This window comes from Succinivibrio dextrinosolvens DSM 3072 (genome assembly GCF_900167015.1).
Lineage (GTDB): Bacteria > Pseudomonadota > Gammaproteobacteria > Enterobacterales > Succinivibrionaceae > Succinivibrio > Succinivibrio dextrinosolvens.
Genome location: NZ_FUXX01000043.1, coordinates 1 through 20,822, shown reverse-complemented (window position 1 = coordinate 20,822; position 20,822 = coordinate 1). Strand labels below are relative to the sequence as shown.

At 39.9% G+C, this 20,822-nt stretch carries 21 protein-coding genes; 12 read left to right on the top strand and 9 right to left on the bottom strand.

Annotated elements, in window-relative coordinates; translation table 11 throughout:
• Nucleotides 1-295: 295 nt before the first annotated feature.
• The 6 genes from B5D46_RS09875 to B5D46_RS09850 all read right to left on the bottom strand — a co-directional run bounded on the left by B5D46_RS09875 (nt 296) and on the right by B5D46_RS09850 (nt 5,794).
• A complete protein-coding gene (locus tag B5D46_RS09875) occupies nt 296-1,417 on the bottom strand; it encodes a 5-methyltetrahydropteroyltriglutamate--homocysteine S-methyltransferase (RefSeq protein WP_078929325.1) in 1,122 nt (373 codons plus the stop codon).
• A gap of 183 nt (nt 1,418-1,600) precedes the next feature.
• On the bottom strand, nt 1,601-2,968 hold the full coding sequence (gene purB, locus B5D46_RS09870; RefSeq protein WP_078929324.1) for an adenylosuccinate lyase: 1,368 nt from the start codon (nt 2,966-2,968) through the stop codon (nt 1,601-1,603).
• Nucleotides 2,969-3,001: 33 nt separating this feature from the next.
• Nucleotides 3,002-3,646 carry a lysogenization protein HflD gene (locus B5D46_RS09865; protein WP_078929323.1) on the bottom strand — a complete coding sequence of 215 codons (645 nt, stop codon included), beginning with the start codon at nt 3,644-3,646 and terminating at the stop codon, nt 3,002-3,004.
• Between the two features lie 5 nt (nt 3,647-3,651).
• Nucleotides 3,652-4,773, bottom strand: coding sequence for a tRNA 2-thiouridine(34) synthase MnmA (gene mnmA, locus B5D46_RS09860; RefSeq protein ID WP_078929322.1), 1,122 nt, complete (start codon nt 4,771-4,773; stop codon nt 3,652-3,654).
• Nucleotides 4,774-4,865: 92 nt separating this feature from the next.
• Nucleotides 4,866-5,333: an NUDIX domain-containing protein gene (locus B5D46_RS09855; protein ID WP_078929321.1), complete on the bottom strand. Its 468-nt coding sequence runs from the start codon at nt 5,331-5,333 to the stop codon at nt 4,866-4,868.
• Between the two features lie 149 nt (nt 5,334-5,482).
• Nucleotides 5,483-5,794, bottom strand: coding sequence for a DUF805 domain-containing protein (locus tag B5D46_RS09850; protein ID WP_078929320.1), 312 nt, complete (start codon nt 5,792-5,794; stop codon nt 5,483-5,485).
• A gap of 332 nt (nt 5,795-6,126) precedes the next feature.
• Between B5D46_RS09850 and B5D46_RS09845 the strand changes: the two genes are divergently transcribed.
• The 10 genes from B5D46_RS09845 to icd all read left to right on the top strand — a co-directional run bounded on the left by B5D46_RS09845 (nt 6,127) and on the right by icd (nt 17,075).
• A complete protein-coding gene (locus B5D46_RS09845) occupies nt 6,127-7,449 on the top strand; it encodes a circularly permuted type 2 ATP-grasp protein (protein WP_078929319.1) in 1,323 nt (440 codons plus the stop codon).
• A 12-nt stretch (nt 7,450-7,461) separates the two neighbouring features.
• Nucleotides 7,462-8,166, top strand: a complete 705-nt coding sequence (locus B5D46_RS09840; RefSeq protein ID WP_078929318.1) for an alpha-E domain-containing protein — start codon at nt 7,462-7,464, stop codon at nt 8,164-8,166.
• Nucleotides 8,167-8,168: 2 nt separating this feature from the next.
• Nucleotides 8,169-8,948, top strand: coding sequence for a transglutaminase-like domain-containing protein (locus tag B5D46_RS09835; protein WP_078929317.1), 780 nt, complete (start codon nt 8,169-8,171; stop codon nt 8,946-8,948).
• Entirely contained in the window at nt 8,945-9,883 is a 939-nt protein-coding gene (locus tag B5D46_RS09830; protein WP_078929316.1) for a M14 family metallopeptidase, read from the top strand. Before B5D46_RS09835 ends, B5D46_RS09830 begins: the two co-directional genes overlap by 4 nt.
• Nucleotides 9,884-9,885: 2 nt before the next feature.
• Nucleotides 9,886-10,818 carry a M14 family metallopeptidase gene (locus tag B5D46_RS09825; RefSeq protein ID WP_078929315.1) on the top strand — a complete coding sequence of 311 codons (933 nt, stop codon included), beginning with the start codon at nt 9,886-9,888 and terminating at the stop codon, nt 10,816-10,818.
• A gap of 347 nt (nt 10,819-11,165) precedes the next feature.
• The gene (locus B5D46_RS09820) at nt 11,166-11,642 is read left to right on the top strand and encodes a hypothetical protein (RefSeq protein WP_031492520.1); all 477 of its coding nucleotides are present in this window, start codon (nt 11,166-11,168) and stop codon (nt 11,640-11,642) included.
• Nucleotides 11,643-11,962: 320 nt separating this feature from the next.
• A complete protein-coding gene (locus B5D46_RS09815; protein WP_078929314.1) occupies nt 11,963-13,054 on the top strand; it encodes an HlyD family secretion protein in 1,092 nt (363 codons plus the stop codon).
• Nucleotides 13,044-14,252, top strand: coding sequence for an ABC transporter permease (locus tag B5D46_RS09810; protein WP_200805045.1), 1,209 nt, complete (start codon nt 13,044-13,046; stop codon nt 14,250-14,252). Before B5D46_RS09815 ends, B5D46_RS09810 begins: the two co-directional genes overlap by 11 nt.
• A gap of 238 nt (nt 14,253-14,490) precedes the next feature.
• Nucleotides 14,491-15,690, top strand: coding sequence for a tetratricopeptide repeat protein (locus B5D46_RS09805; protein WP_159443088.1), 1,200 nt, complete (start codon nt 14,491-14,493; stop codon nt 15,688-15,690).
• Nucleotides 15,691-15,821: 131 nt separating this feature from the next.
• Nucleotides 15,822-17,075 (top strand): NADP-dependent isocitrate dehydrogenase, encoded by a 1,254-nt coding sequence (icd, locus tag B5D46_RS09800; RefSeq protein WP_078929312.1) that lies wholly within the window; start codon nt 15,822-15,824, stop codon nt 17,073-17,075.
• Between the two features lie 64 nt (nt 17,076-17,139).
• Here the strand turns inward: icd and B5D46_RS09795 are convergent, their stop codons facing one another.
• Both B5D46_RS09795 and infA read right to left on the bottom strand, forming a co-directional pair.
• The gene (locus B5D46_RS09795; RefSeq protein WP_078929311.1) at nt 17,140-17,814 is read right to left on the bottom strand and encodes a YczE/YyaS/YitT family protein; all 675 of its coding nucleotides are present in this window, start codon (nt 17,812-17,814) and stop codon (nt 17,140-17,142) included.
• Nucleotides 17,815-17,907: 93 nt separating this feature from the next.
• Entirely contained in the window at nt 17,908-18,126 is a 219-nt protein-coding gene (gene infA, locus B5D46_RS09790) for a translation initiation factor IF-1 (RefSeq protein ID WP_031492527.1), read from the bottom strand.
• A gap of 382 nt (nt 18,127-18,508) precedes the next feature.
• Between infA and fabB the strand changes: the two genes are divergently transcribed.
• Nucleotides 18,509-19,732: a beta-ketoacyl-ACP synthase I gene (gene fabB / locus B5D46_RS09785; RefSeq protein ID WP_078929310.1), complete on the top strand. Its 1,224-nt coding sequence runs from the start codon at nt 18,509-18,511 to the stop codon at nt 19,730-19,732.
• Entirely contained in the window at nt 19,725-20,462 is a 738-nt protein-coding gene (locus B5D46_RS09780) for a pseudouridine synthase (RefSeq protein ID WP_078929309.1), read from the top strand. Before fabB ends, B5D46_RS09780 begins: the two co-directional genes overlap by 8 nt.
• A gap of 108 nt (nt 20,463-20,570) precedes the next feature.
• On the opposite strand, the gene B5D46_RS09775 is transcribed toward B5D46_RS09780, so the two are convergent.
• Nucleotides 20,571-20,822, bottom strand: a 252-nt coding sequence (locus tag B5D46_RS09775) for a zinc ribbon domain-containing protein (protein ID WP_143675659.1), incomplete at its 5' end; no start/stop codon positions are given.

The window sequence follows — 20,822 nt, the reverse complement described above, 5'->3', positions numbered from 1 at the left end:
AAAAACGTATTCTGAAATAAAATTACATGCCTGTCGATACTGCTCCGTCATCTGACGTAACAGTGTTTCCTGTTCTGAAGGTACATTAATTCTTATTTTTAATGTTTTTGTAAATTTCAAAACAGTTTTCTCCAAGCCATATAATCCCTATATTCTAACAGTTATTGTAAAGAAATTCTTTAAGATATATAGCCTGAGTTGGCAGAGCTCCGCCTCAGACTTAAGTCTGAGGTTTCCGCTCTGCTATTTTTTTGATGAAAACACATCTTATTTCTACATACTGTACTGAACGCGATTACTGACTATCTCCCCAGACCTCATTAGCAATATCTTTAACCAGCTTCAGTTTAGCCCACTGATCTTCATCAGTTAACTTATTGCCGATTTCACATGAAGCAAAACCGCACTGAGGTGATAGATTTAACCTGTCCAGATCAACGTACTTAGAAGCTTCAGCAATTCTTTGCTTGATGAAATCCTTATCCTCAAGATCCGCTCTCTTTGAGGTAATCAGACCAAGAATTACCTTCTTGTCCTTTGGAATATACTTTAGAGATTCAAATCCACCTGAACGCTCATCATCAAACTCAAGATAGAAGGCATCAACATTCTCTTTTGCAAATAAGAATGGTGCAATCTTGTCGTAAGGACCTGTGCAGGCATAGGTTGAGTGGTAGTTACCACGGCATACGTGAGTGGTGATAGTAAGATCAGCAGGCTTACCTTCAAGAGCAAGGTTATTTACCTTAAGGTATTTGTTAGCCTCATCTTCAAAGGAAACATTTCCATTCTGACGGTTTGCCCAGTATTTCTCATCTACGAACATACCCCAGGTACAGTCATCTAACTGAATGTTTCTGCAGCCTGCCTCATAAAGCTCTTTGATTACGGTTCTGTATGCAGCACCGATATCTTCAATCAGAACATTGATATCAGGGTAGACTGCCTTAGTGTTCTCGATGTTGTCTTTTCTGAAGAGCTCGGCCAAAAGCTGTGCTGGAGCAGGGAAGGTCTGCTTTGCAACAGTATTTTCATCTTCAAATTCCTTAACAAATTTGAAGTACTGTACGAATGGATGATTTTCACCGGTGATTTTGCCGGTAACCTTGATAGAGCCCTTAGCTGTCTCCTCTCCATGGAAGAAATAACCGTGACTTAATTCAGTCTCTTCAATACCATTTAATCCCCAGAAGAAATCAAGGTGCCAGTAGGCTCTTCTGTACTCGCCGTCTGTGATTACGTGGAAGCCTGCATTCTTCTGTTTCTGAATTAGCTTGGCAATTTCCTCGTTTTCCACAATATTAAGTTCTTCAGCTGTAATCTTCTTTGCCTTGAAAAGATTTCTTGCGTTTTTGACTGCAGCAGGTCTCAGGAAGCTGCCGACATAGTCGTATTTAAAAGGGATTGTATTGTTCATAGATTATTTCCTTATTTTTAATTGTTAGAAAATAAGGTATCTGATTATGAGGATTTTTTCTAATACTGATTTTGTATAGTTAGTTATAGGATTTGACTATATCAGGACAATAAAAAAACTGGAGAGCTTCTTGCTAAGCTTCTCCAGTCTTCTATTTAAAGCGGTTTATATCTAAAACAGAAATTAGATATCTTTTGCAAACTGAACTGCGCGACCGATATACTTGGCAGGGGTAAGACCTCTTAACAGAGCCTTTGCCTCCTCTGGCATATCAAGTTCCTCAAGGAAGTTCTCCATGATTTCCTTGGTTACTTTCTGACCGCGGGTTAATGCCTTCAGCTTCTCGTATGGATTCTCTATGCCATAGCGACGCATTACAGTCTGATATGGCTCTGCTAGAACTTCCCAGTTGTTATCAAGTTCAACTGCAGTATGCTCTGCATTTGCCTGAAGCTTTGAAATACCCTTTAGAGTTGATTTGTATGCAAGAATTGAGTAACCGAAAGCAACACCTAGATTACGTAGAACAGTTGAGTCTGTCAGGTCTCTCTGGAAACGAGAAATTGGAAGCTTGTTGCCTAGATGAACAAACAGGGCATTAGCGATACCAAGATTACCCTCGGAGTTCTCAAAATCAATTGGGTTTACCTTGTGAGGCATGGTTGAAGAACCGATTTCACCGGCAATTGTTTTCTGTGTGAATACGCCGTTTGAAATATAACCCCAGATATCTCTGTCAAAGTCGATAAGAATAGTGTTGAATCTGTCTACAGCAGCAAACAGCTCAGCAATGTAGTCATGAGGCTCAATCTGAGTTGTATATGGATTGAAGGTAAGACCTAAATCCTCTTCAAACTTCTTAGAGAATTCATACCAGTCAACGTTTGGATATGAAACGCTGTGAGCGTTGAAGTTACCAACTGCACCATTGATCTTGCCCATGATTTCAACAGCTTCGATCTGCTTGCGCTGACGGCGCATACGGTATACAACGTTTGCCATCTCCTTACCGATGGTGGTAGGTGATGCAGGCTGACCGTGGGTTCTTGCCAGTAGAGGAACATCAGCATACTTGTGAGCAAGCTCGGTGATCTTAGCGATGATCTCATCAATAACAGGAAGAATAACTTCCTCACGAGCAGTCTTTAACATTAAAGCGTGAGAGTTGTTGTTGATGTCTTCAGAGGTACATGCAAAGTGAATGAATTCCTTAACCTTTGCAATCTCTTCGCAGTTTGCAGTCTTATCCTTGAGGAAGTATTCAACAGCCTTAACATCGTGATTGGTTACAGCTTCACGCTTCTTGATATCTAAAGCATCTTCTTCTGAGAAATTAGCGATGATGTTATCAATAAAAGCAATTGTTTCCTTTGAAAAAGCTGGAACTTCTTTTATTTCTTCGCAAGCTGCAAGGTGTTTTAACCATGTAAGTTCAACCTGAACACGGAAACGCATCAGACCGTACTCTGAGAAGATTGGTCTTAGTTCTTCGGTCTTAGAACCGTAACGTCCGTCCAATGGTGAAATTGCAGATAGTGATGATAAGTTCATTTTAATCCTCATAAGATAGTGTTTAGCGAACTGTTAGGAAAACTTTTGCGCGTATTCTAAAATTGCCTTGCGACGAAATACCAGGAATCTTCTTCCGCCTACCTGTCTCCAAAGAATTACAGCTCTTATTCCTGCAAGCAGAAGTGCTCTGATCTTTTCCTGATTCTCAGGAATTCTAAGATGTCTCTCCTCCCCGTAGATTAGGAGTTTTGCAAAATTAGGGCTGATAATTGACTGGTACAGGGAACCAAAAAGGTGGATGTTGGTAGGATCATTTACTACAGAAATTCCGGCTTCAAAGAAATCAGGATGTTCTGCCGTAACCGCTCTTTTCAGACTGTCAATTTCATCGGAAAGTCTTGAAAAGATCTTTGAATTCCGCTCAACACTGTGGGCCAGCGAAATCAGCTTTAAGGCCATCTTGGTAACCTCGATGGTTGTTGCTGTTTTGGCAACATCTGATTTTCCAAAGCTGTCCACCAGCTGTTTGAATCCAACCATCAGTCTTGATGGTTCATAGATATCCTCAATGGTTCTTGGATCTGTAACCAGAAGTGCTCTGATTACACAGGAAACGGATTGTTCATCGTAGTATCCGGTTGATGCCAGTCTCTGAATCTGAGTGCAACACTGAAATAATGCTGCAAGGGCGATTGTTTCTGATTTTATATCGGTCATACAGCTTATCCTTTGATGTGACTATCAATTACAGCTCCGCCTAAACAGTCAGGTCCGTCATAGAACACAACTGACTGACCAGGTGCAACGGCAGCAACAGGTTTTTTGAACATAACCCTCAGGTTTTCCTTTTCGCGGTAAATTGTACATTCAACATCAGGCTGACGGTAGCGAATTTTGCAAGTGCACTCAAATGGTAAGTTTGGACATTCAGTTATCCAGGTTTCTGAAATTGCATTCAGTCCGATTGAGTACAGAGCCTTGTCGTCATTGCCTTCGGCCACGATTAGAGTATTGTTTTTTACATCCTTGTCTACAACGTACCAAGGTTTGCCGTTTCCGTCCTTTGTACCGCCGATGTTCAGACCTTTTCTCTGTCCAATGGTGGCGTACATAAGTCCGTCGTGCTGTCCCACAACCTGTCCTGAAACAGTCTTGATAGGACCAGGCTGAGCAGGAAGATATTTAGATAAAAATTCGTGGAATCTCTTTTCTCCGATAAAACAGATTCCGGTTGAGTCTTTTTTCTTTGCTGTAGCTAAGCCTAGAGATTCTGCAATTTCTCTTACCTTTGGTTTCTCAAGATCACCTACAGGGAAGAGTACTCTCTCCAGAATATTCTGTCCGATTGCATTCAGGAAGTAACTCTGATCCTTGTTCTTGTCAAAGCCGCGTAATAGATGTGCTCGTTCAGTATTAAAGCTTCTCTGACAGTAGTGTCCTGTAGCAATATAGTCAGCCTTCAGCACCTGGGTTGCGTAATCCATGAAGGCTTTGAATTTGATTTCCTTGTTGCAGAGAATATCTGGATTTGGAGTACGTCCTGCCTTGTATTCTGACAGGAAGATTTCAAACACATTATCCCAGTACTCAGCTGCGAAATTAATGGTCTTAAGCTCAATTCCAAGTTTGTCGCAAACCTTCTGAGCATCTTCTCGATCCTGTGCAGCTGCACAGTATGAGTCGTTATCATCCTCTTCCCAGTTCTTCATGAAAAGAGCTGTTACCTTCATGCCGTGTTCTTTTAGAATGGCAGCACTTACAGAGGAGTCAACTCCACCAGAAAGGCCTAGCACAACGTGCTTACCCTTCAGCTCGTCATAAGGTATTTTTGGATCAAAAATCATAAGTAAGTCTTTTGCTTTGAATCCCAATCCTTATTCAGGAAAGGGAATAAAATGAAACGTGTTTTTTCAGTCTAAACAGAAAGCTGTCTGCTTTAAGGATGAATACTTCTTATAAGATCAACAGGGTATCTTTTGCCTGCAAAGTAGTCATCAAAATTCTGACCCACAAGACGGGTTCTCCAGCAGTCTTTTCCAGAGTAGATCTGCTCTTTTGTATACCATTTAACAGCCAGAATCTCATGATCAGGATCATCTGCCTTAAGATTCTCCGGTATTTCCTTGAATTTTGCTTCAAAGCAGAATCTGTAAATGGTCTCGTTGTCTTTTACGTAGTCATTGATAGAAATCAGATTCAGAATTTCAACTTCAGCGCCGGTTTCTTCATAACCTTCTCTTTTTGCTGCTTCAAGAATTGTTTCTTTTCCATCAATATGTCCGCATGGATTACCAAAAACCAGTCGGTTATTCTGATCTTCGTTGTACTCTTCTACTATTAGGTATTTTCCGTTGTGCTCAATGATTAGAGCAACTGTTGCGTATGGTTTAAATCTTTCTGACATGTGTTTCTCCAATATCACTGTATTTTATCAGAAAAACTGTGATCTTGCATGGGATCTGATTTTTGTGCAGAGCAGATTTTGTGTCTTTGAATAGCGTACTTGAAAGGATAATCCTCTATACAGAGATAGAGGATTGCAAAAAGATACTTTTAATTCTGTGCTGTAGCTTTGCTCTCAGGAAAGCAAAGATAAAAAACGTATCCCATACCAAAAATAGGAATCATAATGAACCATGCATAGTAGGAGTTCTTTCCACAGTCACGAAGTCTTCTTGCCATGCAGAAATAGGAAAAGAGGATTACTGTTATTAAAGGCAGAAAGTGTAGCATTGAGCAGACCGTATGCACTCCTGCCTCATAAGTCTCAGCTGCAATCTCATCACCAGCTTTGACAATGGCACTCAGAAAAAAGAAAGTTACGATAAAGAGTACAGTGAATATTGTGTAGGCTGTTCTGCCCATTGTTTTTTTTTACAGCCTTAGCTGTGAAGATTTGTTCGCTCATGGTGAGTCCTCAATATATAAATGTGTAAACCTTTCGTATTTTGAAACTCCATACTTAGACTAGGATTAGCTTTTTTCTGTTATTTTCCGATATCTGATCTCTACCGATTTTCTCTTTTTTTTGAGCATTACGATTCTTTCCTTCTTAAGAAAATGAAAATAAATAGTGCAATGTATTTTCCAATTTTGAGCAATTTGTATCTCAATCGTGAAATCGAGCTTCAGGCATAAATCTCGCTGTTTTCTCTGATATTAATAAATTGTGAATAAAAAAAATAAGAGAGAATCTCATGGAAACATTATTAGAAGGCAGAAACGCAGTAAATTCCTGGCTTGAACGCTATGGTGTCAAGTTCGGTATTTACAAAAACGGGGTATTTAAGGAGCAACTGTTCCCTTATGACTCAATTCCAAGAGTTATCACCAAGGATGACTGGGATATTCTTGAAAAGGGGCTTATACAGAGAGCTACCGCACTGAACAGATTTATTTATGATGTTTACCATGACAAAAAAATCATAAATGATGGGATTATTCCTCCTGAATTCGTTTACTCATCCAAAGGCTATCTTCATGAGTGCGAGGGAATAACTCCATCTGAAGGTATTTATGCTCATATTGCAGGAATTGATCTTGTTCAGGCAAAAAACGGCGACTGGTTTATTCTTGAGGATAATCTGCGAATTCCATCCGGAGCCTCTTATCCTATGATCGCAAGAAATGTTATGCGTAAGGTCTATCCTGCAATCTTCAGAGACAAGAAGATTCTGGATAACCGTGACTACGGTGATCTGCTCAGGAATATGATGGATTACGTGAACGTTGGTGGCGGTCTTAACGTCATATTTACTCCAGGTCGTTATAATTCAGCATTCTTTGAGCACTCTTATCTTGCTGAAAAGGCAGGTGCAACACTTGCCTATGCCGGCGAAATCGTGGTTGAGGATGATTATGCCTACTATCTGGGACTTCACGGTAAAAAGGAACGCATAGGATGTATTTATCGCAGAACTTCTGATGATTACATGGATCCTAATACCTTTGTTCCTGATTCACTTATTGGTATTCCAAACCTGATGCAGGCAGTACGAAAGGGCAATGTCGCTGTAGTCAATGCACTTGGCAACGGAGTTGCCGATGATAAGGGCATCTACTATTTTGTTCCTAAGATGATTCGCTACTATCTTGACGAGGAGCCTATTCTTCACAATGCGCCAACCTATCTTCCTTATTACAAGGAGGACTATGACTATATCCTTTCATCTCTTGAAAAGCTTGTAATCAAGGACGTTAGTGAAGCTGGCGGCTATGGTGTTGTCTTTGGCAGAGATCTGGATGAGAAAAGTCTTTTAGAGTTAAAGGATCTGATTAAAGAAGATCCTCGACGCTTTATTGCTCAGGAGGTAATAGATTTTAGGGATCTTGAGATTTTTGATGACGAGAGTGGCGGCACTGTTATGCGTAAGGCCGACTTAAGAGCATTTGTAATCTCTGGCAGGACAACCTCTGTCTGGCCAAGTGGTCTTACAAGATTCAGCCGTAATCCAAACTCCTTCGTGGTCAATTCCTCTCAGGGCGGTGGATTTAAGGATACATGGGTAATGTGTGAATAAAGGGGGAACGATATGACTTCAATTGCTATTTCCGATACCAAGGCAAATCGTCTTTTCTGGCTCGGTCGATATGCAGAACGTGTGTATTTGAGCCTTCATTTTCTGCGCCGTTATTTTGATATGTATCTGGACGGAAACCCGGTGGATTTTGCAACCTATGCAAAAAATCTCGGACCAGATGTCAAAGAGAACATGTCATTTAAGGAGTTTTCGAACATCTATATGTTCGATAAATCAAACCCAAGCTCGATCATGTCCTGTCTTAATGGTGCCAATGATAATGCCATTCTTTTAAGAGAGGTCATAAAGTCAGAGTCTTTATCATATATACAGATGTCTATATGTTACCTAGAGCGTATGGCAGTAAAGAATTTTGCTGAGGATTCAATTCCGAGCATGCAGCTGATTACAGATAATCTTCTGGCTTTTTTCGGATCTATCGAGGAGCGTCTTTTCGATGACAAGGCTTTAGCCTTTGTACGTTATGGTCGTTTTATTGAAAGTCTTGATATGCACATGCGCTTTGATTATCGCTATAGCGTGGTCAGAGAGGTCTTTAACAGTCTTTTGAGATGGACTGAGATAGAACAGTCTGTTTTTGATGACTATTCTCTTAAAAGATTTGATCTGATGCTGGATATGGAGCGCTACGAGATCAACGATAGTCTGTACAAGAAAGAGATGCTGGAAATTGTTAACCGTATGGTTGTTATCTAACAATGAAAGATCATAAGGAATACATTTTCAGTTACGAGACAATGCTGACTACCGACGAACCGGTTAGACAGCATTATGTTCTCGTAAGGGCTCTTCCTTACGAAAATGAATTTCAGTCTAATCTCAGAGCTGATTTTATTCACGTAGGTTTTGACTCTATATCAAGTTCATATGACTCCTTTGGAAATTCAATCTGCTATGGCGGAAGTTTTAATTTCCACAGAAGCCTTATGTGGCAGAGTTATGGAGTTGTGAGACAGTCTGTTTACAGAATAAAGAATGAGGATAACCCTTATATTTATTCTATTCAGACTCCTCTTACCTCATACAGCAGAGACATCTCTGAATATCTTTTATCTTTCTATTTTCCATCGAATCTGATGGAGCGTGTTCTTCTGATTATGGATATAGTACATAACCTTGTCAGTTATGAAAGTGACATAACTTCAATGAACACCACTGCAGAGCAGGTCTTTGTTTCCAGAAAAGGTGTCTGTCAGGACTACGCAAATCTCATGCTTTGTTTTCTTAGGTATTTAAAAATTCCCTGCCGTTATGTAAACGGTCTTATTTCTGGGGACGGTAAAACCCATGCCTGGGTTGAGGTTCTTATAGACTCATACTGGTATGGCTTTGATCCTACCCACAACAGAAAGATTGATTTTGGCTATATAAAAATTTCTCATGGACGTGATGTTAACGACTGCCCTGTAAGTCGGGGAGTATTCACCGGCAATGCAGTTCAGTTTATGGCGGTACACGTTAATGTAGGTGAAGTATGATTCAGGAAGTATTCAGCGCCGAACTTCCAGTCGGTGAACAGCTTCTTATAAAAAAGAATGTAATAAGAAACGGAAATTCTTCAAAAAGGCTCTGTATTGTTACAGGAACTCACGGAGATGAACTTGAAGGTCAGTATGTGGCCTTTCTTTTAAACAGTATTCTAAGCAGAGACGATGCTTTAGCCTGTCTTAACGGCTCTGTCGAGATTTATCCTGCTTTAAATCCTCTTGGCATAGATTCAATTACCAGGGGTGTTCCAAATTTTGATATCGATATGAACCGAATCTTTCCCGGCTCTCTTGGTGGCTCCCTGGTGGAGGCAGCGGCTCACTATATTGTTGAGGATTTAAGAGGGGCGGATCTGGTTATCGATATACATTCAAGCAACATCTTTTTAAATGAGATCCCTCAGGTCAGAATCTGTGTTAATCAGCAGTCAGAACTGGTACCTCTTGCCAATCTTCTGAATGTTGATTTTGTCTGGGTGCACGATGCTGCAACGGTATTAGAATCAACTCTTGCTCATTCTCTTAATATTGTCGGTACCAGAACTCTTGTGGTGGAGATGGGAGTTGGTATGCGTATTACCAGTGAATACGGAGAAGCTCTTATTGACGGCATTTTTAATCTTATGAAGCATCTTGGTATGTGGAGCGGCTCTGTTTCAGAGAATATAAAAACACCAATCTTGTCTGTAAAAGATGAGGTGGAATTTGTTAATGCGTCTTCGTCAGGTGTCTTTGTAACCAGATATTCTAATAACTGTATGGTAAAAAAAGGTGAGAGTATCGGGAGAATAATCAGCTCTCTTACAGGTGAGATTATTGAGGATGTTAAGGCTCCAACCGATGGACTTATGTTTACTCTAAGAGCTTATCCAGTTGTTTATGAAGGCTCTCTACTGGCAAGAATACATCGTATAAACAGGAGCTGACAGTGAAAAAAGAAATACTGTACTCTATGAAATCTCCATTTAGAGATGATTTCAAAATAATCGGTTATACCTTTGGTGAAGGTAAAAAATCTCTGGCAATTGTCGGTGCCATGCGTGGAGATGAGGTTGCACAGCAGTATGTTGCCTCTCAGGTTGTTCGGGAGCTGAATTCTCTTGAGAGAAAGGGGCTTATTTCCAAGAACGTATCTGTCACGATTATCCCAAGTGCGAATCCTTTCTCCATGAATATTGAGAAAAGATTCTGGGCGATGGATGACACAGATATCAACCGAATGTTTCCTGGCTATGACAAGGGAGAGACCACTCAGAGAATTGCTGCAGGTTTATTTAAAAATCTTGAAGGCTTTGAATATGGAATCCAGCTGGCATCCTTTTATATGCCGGGGGATTTTATTCCTCACGTTAGAATTATCAGAACCGCAATAGACGATTACACGGATGAAGCAAAGGACTTTGGTCTTCCATATATATGCGTGTCAGATCCTCATCCTTTTGATACAACTCTTTTAAATTACAACTGGCAGATCTGGAACACTAAAACCTTCTCTCTGTATGGCGGAACTAATTACAGGATTGAAGGTCTTCTGTGCAAGAACCAGGTTAATGCAATTCTACGCTTCATGTACAAGCATGGAATGCTTCTTAAAAAATCCTATGATCCTGCGATAGCTTCGGTTGTAGTCAACGAATCTGATCTGGTTGTGGTTCAGGCTCCATGTGCCGGCTTTTTCTACCGTAAGAAGAATGCAGGGGATTTTGTCAGAAAGGGGGATGAACTTGGAAGAATTGTCGATCCTTATGAGGGTAATGTTAAGGCAAGAATATCTGCTTATGTCGATGGCATCATGTATTTCACTCATGACAGCCCTCTGGTAATGCAGAATACACCTTTGTTTAAGATATATGGCGAATAATCAGCAGGATATTCTGATGCATTGTGCCAATAATTTGATCAAATTGATTATTTTTTACGAAATCTAAAATTTCGTAAGCGTTTAAATAATCAATTTTATGCGGATTTTTTTTAATCTGTACTCAAGTATGTTTCATAGATCAACACAAATTGAGTTCCTGTTTTTGAGGTTAATAAATTGATTTTGAAAATAAATTTTACAAATGCGACATCCTACTCGTTTTGAAATAATGAAACATAAGCTTGTTCACGTTATGACGATTTTCAATCAGAAAGCATAGGTCTGCTCGCTATAATTAAATTGGTTCTGCAAATTTTGCATAAAGTTCAAGAATGTGGAGGCATGACATGAAAACTAAATCCGATCTGATTCGTGAAGCTCAGAAAGATCCATCTCTTACAATTCCAGGCTTTGATTCTGATATAAATGTTGTTCAGCAAATCAAAGAAAAAGCAGATAAGATGCACTCAACCAGACTTCCTATGCTGATCAAGGAGTCTGTAAGACTTCTAAGCAATTCCATCAGTGAGCTTGAAGAGATCTATCAGGATGTCTATGAAATCTTTATCAATGGCTCTCCAAAGAATATGCAGCTTAGCGGCATTTCAAAGGAATTTGTGTGCATGGAATTTCAGGTCGGTACCATCCACGTTATTGATGAGGACATCATAGGTCTGTACATCAAGAAAAGAGGTCTTCCTTCAGTAGATCTCTCAAACGCTGAAGTATTTGCTGAAATCCGTGATGTTGCTGTCAGTGAATATAATGAGAAGCTGGGTACTCTATTTATCAGGATTGTAGGTGCTAAACTTATCATCGACTAATTAAGTAATTCTATTTTCAAAAATCATCCGCCTTTTAGCCTGCTGTAGCATCTGAATGCTTAATGCAGGTGAGAGACGGATTTTTTTTTATGTTGTTTGGCTTGGTTCCTGTAGACCTAACATTGTTCAAAAAGTTGAATGTATAATAAAATTGCGCTTACACAGAAAATATGATTTGTGTAGAATCTGCCCGTACAAGTTTTTCGGTAACCTGTTTCCTAGGTTGAGAATTCTACGAAAGGCTTTAGTACAGTCTTATTAAATCCATGGAGAAACTAAACTCATCTCACTCTCGTAGCATCATTAGAGTGATCGCTACAATGTTAGCTCTGCTTTGTGTAAGCTCAATTCTTATTTTCTTTGGTTCTCGAGGTGATGCAACTTCTGTTGCTATGAGAATTAAATCTGGAGTTGTAACTGCAGATGAAATCAATGTTGCCTTTGAAAATGTTGGTGGGCGCCTTGTAAAAAGAGATATCGAAGAATCCCAATATGTAAAAAAAGGAGATATCCTCATGATTCTGGATGATGCGGATATGTCCATTTCCATTGACAAACTCAAGGCTCAGATTGATGCTCAGAAAGCATCAATAGCTCATCAGATGACTCAGATTGAGATTGATACCAAAAATACCGATCTTGAAGAGAAAACCCAGTACCATAATATTGAACAGCTTCAGGCCGCTCTAAACTCTGCCGGTTCTGCGGAGAATCTTGCTTTCCTTGAGTATGACCGCTCAAGAAAACTGATTACCTCCAAAAGTATTTCAAAGTCAGCATATGACAGCAATTCATCTGCACTGACAAGAGCAAAAGCATCCAGAGTTCAGGCTCAACGTGCCTTAGATGCTGCGACTGCAGGTGCATCAAAGGAGGAACTTGAGAGATTACGTACTACCGGCAGTGCCGCTGGTATGACTCTAACCTCTATAAGTAATTCTCGTCTTGCCATTGCAAATGCGAATAATACTCTTGAGTCAATGAAGGCTCAGCTGCGTCAGCTTGAGGCCGATTTAAGACAGCTAGAACTGAATAATTCCCGTTTGATCTTAAAGGCTCCTGAAGATGGAAAGATTCTTAACATCATGTATCAGCAGGGTGAGATGATTTCTCCTAATGCTCCTGCTTTGGTTCTGGAAACCTCCAGAAAATATTTTGATATCTATGTAAACGAAACTCAGGTATTAAATTATAAGCCTGGTCAGAAAGTCAAAGCCCGTGTGATCGCTTCTGACTCCTATGTTAATGGAACTGTAAGATTTGCTACCGCAGCTCCATCTTTCTCTGATTTAAGAATGACAAGAGAACATGGTCAGGCTGATTTAACAATGTTTAAAGTCAGAATCTATCTGGATGAAAACTGTAAAGAGTGTCTTCCTGGTATGACCATGGAGGTTGCTGATGATGAATAAATACAGGCAGGCCATTTTTGAAGAATTTGAAGCGATGATGGGCGGTCATTTTATTCCGTATCACATTGCTGCTTTTATGATGGCAATTCTAACTACACTGATTTTTTCTCTGATTATGACTCATGCAACTGTCTTTGAAGGAAAAATTGCAGTAATTGATCTGGATGCGACAAATTACTCTACTTCTCTTGTTGAGTCTTTAAATACCAGTTCCTATGTGGAGATTACAGAGGTATACCATACGCCACTGCCTGTTGATAAATTACTAGAGCACGACAGAAATATCGGAGTGCTATATATTCCTAAAGGTCTTGAAAAGGCGATATCACGTTCAGAGCTTACCTTTAACATTGGTTATCTGGCTGATTACTCCAATCTTGCACAGAATGGACAGGCTTTATCAAACCTGCAGAAGATCATCAATGAAATTGCAGCACAGTCATCTGGCACAAAGATAGCTATTTCTCAGGGGCTTGCAGAGGATGGTGCAAAAGCAATGCTGATGCCGATGCATCTTGTGGACAGAGATTTATACAATCCAACAATGTCATCTACTATTAACATCTGTTCTGCCTTTATTTATTTCTTCTCCTCAATTCTTTTAGGTCTAACCTGTCTGATGCTGGTAGGCAGATTAAAGGTTACCAACCGCTGGCAGAATGTTCTTGAAAACGATGTTACTGTACTAATCGCAAGACTTATTCCTTATGCCCTGATTTATACGACAGCAATTACGCTGGTTACTTCTGCAATCGTGGTCTTCGGTCAGTTAAGATTCTCAGGAAACTACTTCTTTCATCTACCAAGCATTTTTATGACTGCGATGGCAATCGGCATGATGGCACTTATTTTCTCTTGGACCACAAATCAGCCAGGAGAAGGTGGAAGCCGCATGATTCTTCTGGTACCTCCAGGATTTATTATGGGAGGTGCACTAATGGCATCTGGAACTTTACCTGACTGGGTTAACACAGTTAAATACTGCTTTCCTCTGACCTGGGAATTCGAAATATGGAGAGATTTTGCCTATAGAGGAATAGGCCTTTCTTCTATGATTGGTACCTATGGAAAGTTTTTAATGTATCTGACTGTACTTGGCGGTATTCTGTATATTCTGCACTACAGAGCAGTTCAAAAGAATGCTCTGATAAGCCAGAGTACAAAGCTGATAGAGAAGGATATGAATTCAGCATCGTAATCAGAATCGAAAAAAAACTACTTTTTGACAGCTGGTAATGTTTTTTTTAAGTCTGCCTCTGTACGTAATGTGAACTAATTAGAAAAAACAAAAGAATATTAAAAAAAATAAGTAATTATTAGCTGTTTTTTTATTACTCACCCATTTCTTTTCTATCATTCTATATATAAGACCTAGGTGAGAGGATATGTGTATGCAGATATTGCGAAGTAAACGTTTTTTTTATTACTTGGCAGTAGTGTCTTTTTTTTCAAGTTTCTGTGCTTATTCAGAGGATGGGGAATTTAAGTCCGCTATAGAAGACTGTTATAAAGGTAATACCAGCGAATGTGAATTTGCAGGAACTTTCCTATATAAAAATAAGGATTATAAAAAGGCCGAAAAATATCTGACTATTGCCTGCGATGGGAAGAGCAGCAAAGCATGCCATCTTTTAGCTGAAATGTATTTTGATGATTCATTAGGAAAAGATTTATATGATTCAGCCGTTGTTTTTTTTGATAAAGGCTGCAATCTAAATTATGCCGGTAGCTGTAATAATCTTGGCAAAATCTATGAAACCAAAAAATACGGTCATTTCGATTTGAGTAAAGCTCAGAATAGCTACGAAAAAGCCTGTTATATGGGATATTCTGTAGGATGCTCTAATCTTGGCAGAGTTTTGAATGATCCTAAAAATCCAAAAAGAAATCAAAGAAAAGCTAAGGAATTATTTGAAAAGTCCTGTAAGGCAGATAACCCTGAAGGGTGTGTGGGCTTAGCCAAAGTTTATCTTCAAGGCGATGAGGATGATATCAAGATCGGCTTGAAGCTTTATGAGAAAGCATGTGCCTTAAATTCAAAGGAAGCATGCTGGGAAGCGGGAAACCTCTATGCAGTACCTAAAAACAAGTCAAGAAATAAGCCTGACCTTATTACTGCTCTCCAGTTCTATCAGTACGGCTGTAATATCGACAGTGCAGACTGCTGCTACAATCTTGGTGTTTTATATGAATACTCTCCAGAGTTCAGAAAGGACGCAAACAGGGCAGCAGAGCTTTATGAAAAATCATGTTCTCTAAAAGATGGCTTTGGCTGCAATGCCTTAGGTACTCTTTATTTGGAAGGAAAGGGTGTAGTTCAGTCTCAGACAAAGGCCTTCTCTTATTTTGAGAAGTCCTGTAACCTTAAAGTTTCTGATGGCTGTATGAATCTTGGTCTTCAGTACAAGAACACTCCAAGACAGAATAAAAAGCCTGACTATGCCAGCGCTTTAAAATATCTTGGAATGGCCTGTAACATGAACAACGGACTTGCATGCGGTTATCTTGGCCTTATGCATGAGAAAGGTGAAGGTGTAGAGCGCAGCTACAGAAGAGGTAAGGAATTCTACGAAAAATCATGCTCTCTAAAATCAAGCTTTGGCTGTGATATGGCACAGAAACTTGATGATATTTAGCGTACATTTTTTCTGGTTACACACTTCTTTGCACAAAAATCATCCATTTTGGGCATATCTTGCTTATTAACTTTAATCTATGTGTGTTTTGCTACAATAGCTCCATAGAATTTAAATTTATGGAGTGACTAATGTTCAGCAGTAAAGTTGTTGTTCCTACACAGGGTAGCGCAATTGAGATTGATGCAAACGGTAAGCTGATTGTTCCTGATAATCCAATTGTTCCTTTTATTCGTGGTGATGGTATCGGCGCAGATATCACACCTGTAATGCAGAAGGTTGTTGATGCTGCAGTTGCAAAGGCATACAGCCAGAAGAAAAAGATCTCCTGGATGGAAATCTATGCAGGCGGTAGATCTGTTGAGGTTTACGGTGACAATACCTGGCTTCCAGATGAAACATTTGATTTCATCAGAAAATATCATGTTGCAATTAAAGGTCCTCTAACCACACCTGTCGGCGGCGGTATCCGTTCCTTAAACGTTGCTCTAAGACAGACTCTTGATCTGTACATCTGTTTACGTCCAGTTCGTTACTTCAAGGGCGTACCTTCTCCTGTAAAACATCCTGAACTTGTTGATACTGTTATCTTCCGTGAGAATGCAGAGGATATCTACGCAGGTATTGAATGGGAGGCAAACTCTGAAGGTGCCAAGAAGCTTATTGCTTTCCTTGAGAATGAAATGAATGTTAAGAAGATTCGTTTCACTGAAAACTGCGGTATCGGTGTAAAGCCAATGTCAAAGGCTGGTACTGAAAGACTGATCGGTGCTGCTTTTGAATACGCTATCGACCATGACAGAAAGTCTGTAACCATCGTTCACAAGGGCAACATCATGAAGTTCACTGAAGGTGCCTTTAAGAACTGGGGCTACAAGCTGGCTGAAGAGAAATACGGTGCTACAAAGGATGAGAATGGCGTAGTAAGCTTTGTAAATCCAAAGACTCAGAAACGTATCGTTGTTAAGGATTGTATTGCTGACGCCTTCCTGCAGAACATTCTTCTATACCCTCAGGATTATGATGTGGTCTGTGCCATGAACCTGAACGGTGACTATATCTCTGACGCTTTAGCTGCTGAGGTTGGTGGTATCGGTATTGCTCCTGGAGCAAACATCGGTGCTGACAGTGCTATCTTTGAGGCAACTCATGGTACAGCTCCTACCATTGCAGGTACAGGCAAGGCAAATCCTGGTTCAATCATTCTTTCAGCTGAACTGATGCTTCGTCATATGGGCTGGAACGAGGCTGCTGATCTGATTGTTGATGCAATGGAAAAGGCTATCAGTTCAAAACGCGTAACTTCTGATTTCTCTGGTCTGATGGAAGGTGCAACAACCTTAACAACCAGTGAATTTGGTGATGAGATTATTAAGAATATCTAGCAGTTAATTGCTATTGTTATCCGTCAGGCTGTTTTCTTTTTGTTCAACAGCCGGCGGATTTTTTTTATTTCTGCAGCAGAGGTTTTAGCTTTGCTGTAAGTGGAATAAAGAAATGCACGATAGGTCCTGTGCATAAAGCAGCAAACAGAGTTCCCTCACGAACAGCCTCAATCTGAGTGAAGCCTGTCAGGAAGAGTGACAGAATTACTGCAGATGAAACCAGGAAGATATCAAAGAAAGTCTTTACAAAGCTGAAGGTTCTGTTAACCAGCGGATGGAAAATCTTGATGAAATATTCGCCGGGTACCATTGCAACATTGGATGTTACAGACAGTGAAACTGCCAAAGCCAGAAGAACTGTTCCTGATACCACCAGAATCCAGGAAACAAGGTAGCTGATTTCATCTGGAAGTGAGATTCTCAATAGATTCATTCCAAGATCAATCATAAATGAGAAGATTAGACACACTGGAATCTGCATTAAAAGGTTAACTGCGTGTTTTTTTAGCGGATCCTTTCCAATTGAGATGAACATAATCTGCAGAATCATCAGTAGAATATTGAAGATCAGAGTTGTTTCACCAAGAGTGAAGGATGAGTGCAGTGAAAGTACATAATTTGCAGAGGAGATAGGAGTGGTTCCTATATTTGCAAATGTAATTGATGCGATTGCTATTCCCTGAAATACAACAGATAAAAAGAAAAGTGTATACCTTTTTAATAGTTCTTTATTAGACACGAAAACCCCTTCCAATTTTAAATAAAATTAAGAATAAACTAATCCACTTAATACGTTATGCATTAAGTGGCTATATATTTTTTAGGGGATTTTTTAGCGGGCGCGGAAGGTGATTCTGCCCTTGGTCAGATCGTAAGGAGTGATCTGAACGGTAACCTTATCACCGGTAAGAATTCTGATGTAATTCTTACGCATTTTTCCTGAGATGTGGGCCATAACAATATGACCGTTTTCCAGCTGAACGCGGAACATAGTATTTGGCAGGGTTTCTAGGATGGTGCCCTGCATTTCAATGCTTTCTTCTTTTGCCATAAAAAAAATAAATACCTAAATAATACTGGTTTAAGCTGATATATATGTTATATATCGTCTTTACAACGTGCGCTATTATACAACAAAATTCAGAAATTCAAATCAAAAGCTAAGTTTTTTTTACAACGCGTCTCCCACGAACAACCTCTAACTTTCTGGTCGTAAATTCTATTAGCAATAATGTTGTGATCGATGATGCAAGAATTTGACAACTTTTATTGTGATTGACTTCAAGTGGTATTCACAGGAAAACATAATTGTTATAATTCTTCTGAAGTTTGAATTCACAAATGCACTAAACCGCAATCTTGCACATTTACCGTGGTTCAATGTGCGCTCATAACATATAAAAAAAACTTTAATAATTTTTTTTGGAGTACGTATGACATTAAAAAAAGTTGTCATTACAGGTTACGGAATTGTATCTTCGATTGGTGTAGGCGTAGATGCAGTTTTAAAGTCACTAAAAGAAGGCAAATCAGGAATTAAAAAGGCTCAGGACTTTGTTGATAAACAGATGCGTTCCCAGGTAGCCGGTCTAGTTGATCTTGATCTGAAAGATCTTATCGACAGAAAAGTTCTTCGTTTCATGGGTGAAGCTGCCGCTTATTCATATATTGCCATGAAAGAGGCAATCAGTATGGCAGGACTTTCCGACGAAGACGTAAGTAATGACAGAACAGGTCTGATTGCAGGTTCTGGCGGTGGAGATACCAGAACTATTGTTGAATCAGCAGATATCCTTGTAGAAAAAGGTGTTAAGAAAGTTGGTCCATATGCAGTTCCAAAGGCAATGAGCTCTACTGTATCTGCAAACCTTGCAACAGCTTTCAAGATCAGGGGCGCTTCAATGAGCGTAAGCTCTGCATGTTCAACCTCAGCTCACTGCATCGCTCTTGCATGTGATCAGATTGCTTTAGGCAGACAGGATGTAATGTTCGCCGGTGGCGGTGAATCTGTAGACTGGACTATTTCATGTCTGTTTGATGGTATGGGAGCATTATCAAAGGGCTTTAACGAGACTCCTGAAAAGGCTTCAAGACCATACGATGCAAACCGTGACGGTTTCGTTATCGGTGCCGGCGGCGGTATTCTGGTTTTAGAATCTGAAGAACATGCCAAGGCAAGAGGTGCTCATATTATAGCCGAGGTCGTAGGCTATGGTGCAACCTCAGACGGTTATGATATGGTTGCTCCATCAGGCGAGGGCGCTTTAAGATGTATGAAACAGGCTCTTGCAAGCTGCAATTCCAAGATTGATTACATCAATACCCACGGCACAGCAACCGTATTGGGTGATATCAAGGAGCTTGAGGCAATTCGTGGTGTATTCGGCGATAACTGTCCTCCTATCTCTTCAACCAAGTCTATGACTGGTCATGCTTTAGGTGCTGCAGGTGTTAATGAGGCTATCTTCAGTCTGATTATGATGCAGAATAACTTTATTGCACCTTCTATTAATATTGAAACCTTAGATGAGAATGCTAAGGGCTTTGATATTGTTGCCAATAAAGCTCGTGAAGCTACCTTAAATACCATTATGTCAAACAGCTTTGGTTTCGGCGGTACTAACGCTACCTTAATTCTGGGTAAATATAATGGCTAATGATACCCTTCGTTTAGACAAGGCTGTATCTCATAACTTTGATGTTCCTCGTTCTGCTGCTGCAAAGCTTATCAAGGCAGGCGAGGTTGAAGTCAATGGTGAAATCGTACTTGATCCTGCCTCAAAGATTTCTGTAACCGATGAAATCGTTATTGATGGCTATGAGGTTGAGGCTTCAGACGGATTTAAAAAACGAGTCTTTATGCTCAACAAACCATCTGGCTATGTCTGTGCCGACAGAGATAACAATAATCCTGTAGTCATAAACATCTTCAGTGATATTCCCAAGTTCACTCAGATGCATTGTGTTGGAAGACTTGATATTGATACAACCGGTCTGCTGTTAGTTACAGATGATGGCGATCTGAATCATAAGATTACTTCTCCAAAATCAGAAGTAACTAAAACCTATCTGGTTTCAACAAGAGACAAAATTGTCCCTAAGGATGTTGAGCTTTTTAAAAAGGGACTAAAGCATCCAGAGGAGAAAACCAGATACAAGAGTGCATTACTTGAAATTCTGTCTGATCATGAGGCCTTAGTAACTGTAACCGAAGGTCGTTTTCATGAGGTCAAAAGACTTTTTGAGTGTGTCGATAATGAAGTCACGGAATTAAAGAGACTTTATATCGGACAGCTTAAGCTTGATGACTCCCTTGAAGAGGGGGAATACATACCTCTTGAGGATGAGGATCTTCAGAAAGTTTTCCTTCCTTATTCACCAGAATAGGTCAAATCATTTGGGTAGGATTCACTCCTGCCCATGTACTTTTATCCGCTAGTTTGGATCTATAAAAAACTATAAAGATATATAAAAAGCTATAAATTTATAGGTTTTCTACCAACTTCCTGCTTCAACACTGCTGGTTGCTATCCCATTTATTTCTAAATCAGATAACAGAGCCGTCAGCTCTACAGGCATTAGTTCGGAGATAGCTTTCCCTACGTTTTTTATCTGTTGTCTCAGGTTAATTGCTGCGTTCAGATCGCGATCTATTGTCAATCCACATTCAGGACATTCATAGACTCTGTCTCTGAGCGTTAAATCTTTTTTCAGTGCACCACACTTACTGCAGGTCTTAGAGCTTGC

What these genes read in the sequence shown, in the direction of transcription:
- B5D46_RS09875 (WP_078929325.1), bottom strand. Translation starts at nt 1,417, where the DNA reads ATGAACAATACAATCCCTTTTAAATACGACTATGTCGGCAGCTTCCTG.
- purB (WP_078929324.1), bottom strand. Translation starts at nt 2,968, where the DNA reads ATGAACTTATCATCACTATCTGCAATTTCACCATTGGACGGACGTTAC.
- B5D46_RS09865 (WP_078929323.1), bottom strand. Translation starts at nt 3,646, where the DNA reads ATGACCGATATAAAATCAGAAACAATCGCCCTTGCAGCATTATTTCAG.
- mnmA (WP_078929322.1), bottom strand. Translation starts at nt 4,773, where the DNA reads ATGATTTTTGATCCAAAAATACCTTATGACGAGCTGAAGGGTAAGCAC.
- B5D46_RS09855 (WP_078929321.1), bottom strand. Translation starts at nt 5,333, where the DNA reads ATGTCAGAAAGATTTAAACCATACGCAACAGTTGCTCTAATCATTGAG.
- B5D46_RS09850 (WP_078929320.1), bottom strand. Translation starts at nt 5,794, where the DNA reads ATGGGCAGAACAGCCTACACAATATTCACTGTACTCTTTATCGTAACT.
- B5D46_RS09845 (WP_078929319.1), top strand. Translation starts at nt 6,127, where the DNA reads ATGGAAACATTATTAGAAGGCAGAAACGCAGTAAATTCCTGGCTTGAA.
- B5D46_RS09840 (WP_078929318.1), top strand. Translation starts at nt 7,462, where the DNA reads ATGACTTCAATTGCTATTTCCGATACCAAGGCAAATCGTCTTTTCTGG.
- B5D46_RS09835 (WP_078929317.1), top strand. Translation starts at nt 8,169, where the DNA reads ATGAAAGATCATAAGGAATACATTTTCAGTTACGAGACAATGCTGACT.
- B5D46_RS09830 (WP_078929316.1), top strand. Translation starts at nt 8,945, where the DNA reads ATGATTCAGGAAGTATTCAGCGCCGAACTTCCAGTCGGTGAACAGCTT.
- B5D46_RS09820 (WP_031492520.1), top strand. Translation starts at nt 11,166, where the DNA reads ATGAAAACTAAATCCGATCTGATTCGTGAAGCTCAGAAAGATCCATCT.
- B5D46_RS09815 (WP_078929314.1), top strand. Translation starts at nt 11,963, where the DNA reads ATGTTAGCTCTGCTTTGTGTAAGCTCAATTCTTATTTTCTTTGGTTCT.
- B5D46_RS09810 (WP_200805045.1), top strand. Translation starts at nt 13,044, where the DNA reads ATGATGAATAAATACAGGCAGGCCATTTTTGAAGAATTTGAAGCGATG.
- icd (WP_078929312.1), top strand. Translation starts at nt 15,822, where the DNA reads ATGTTCAGCAGTAAAGTTGTTGTTCCTACACAGGGTAGCGCAATTGAG.
- infA (WP_031492527.1), bottom strand. Translation starts at nt 18,126, where the DNA reads ATGGCAAAAGAAGAAAGCATTGAAATGCAGGGCACCATCCTAGAAACC.
- fabB (WP_078929310.1), top strand. Translation starts at nt 18,509, where the DNA reads ATGACATTAAAAAAAGTTGTCATTACAGGTTACGGAATTGTATCTTCG.
- B5D46_RS09780 (WP_078929309.1), top strand. Translation starts at nt 19,725, where the DNA reads ATGGCTAATGATACCCTTCGTTTAGACAAGGCTGTATCTCATAACTTT.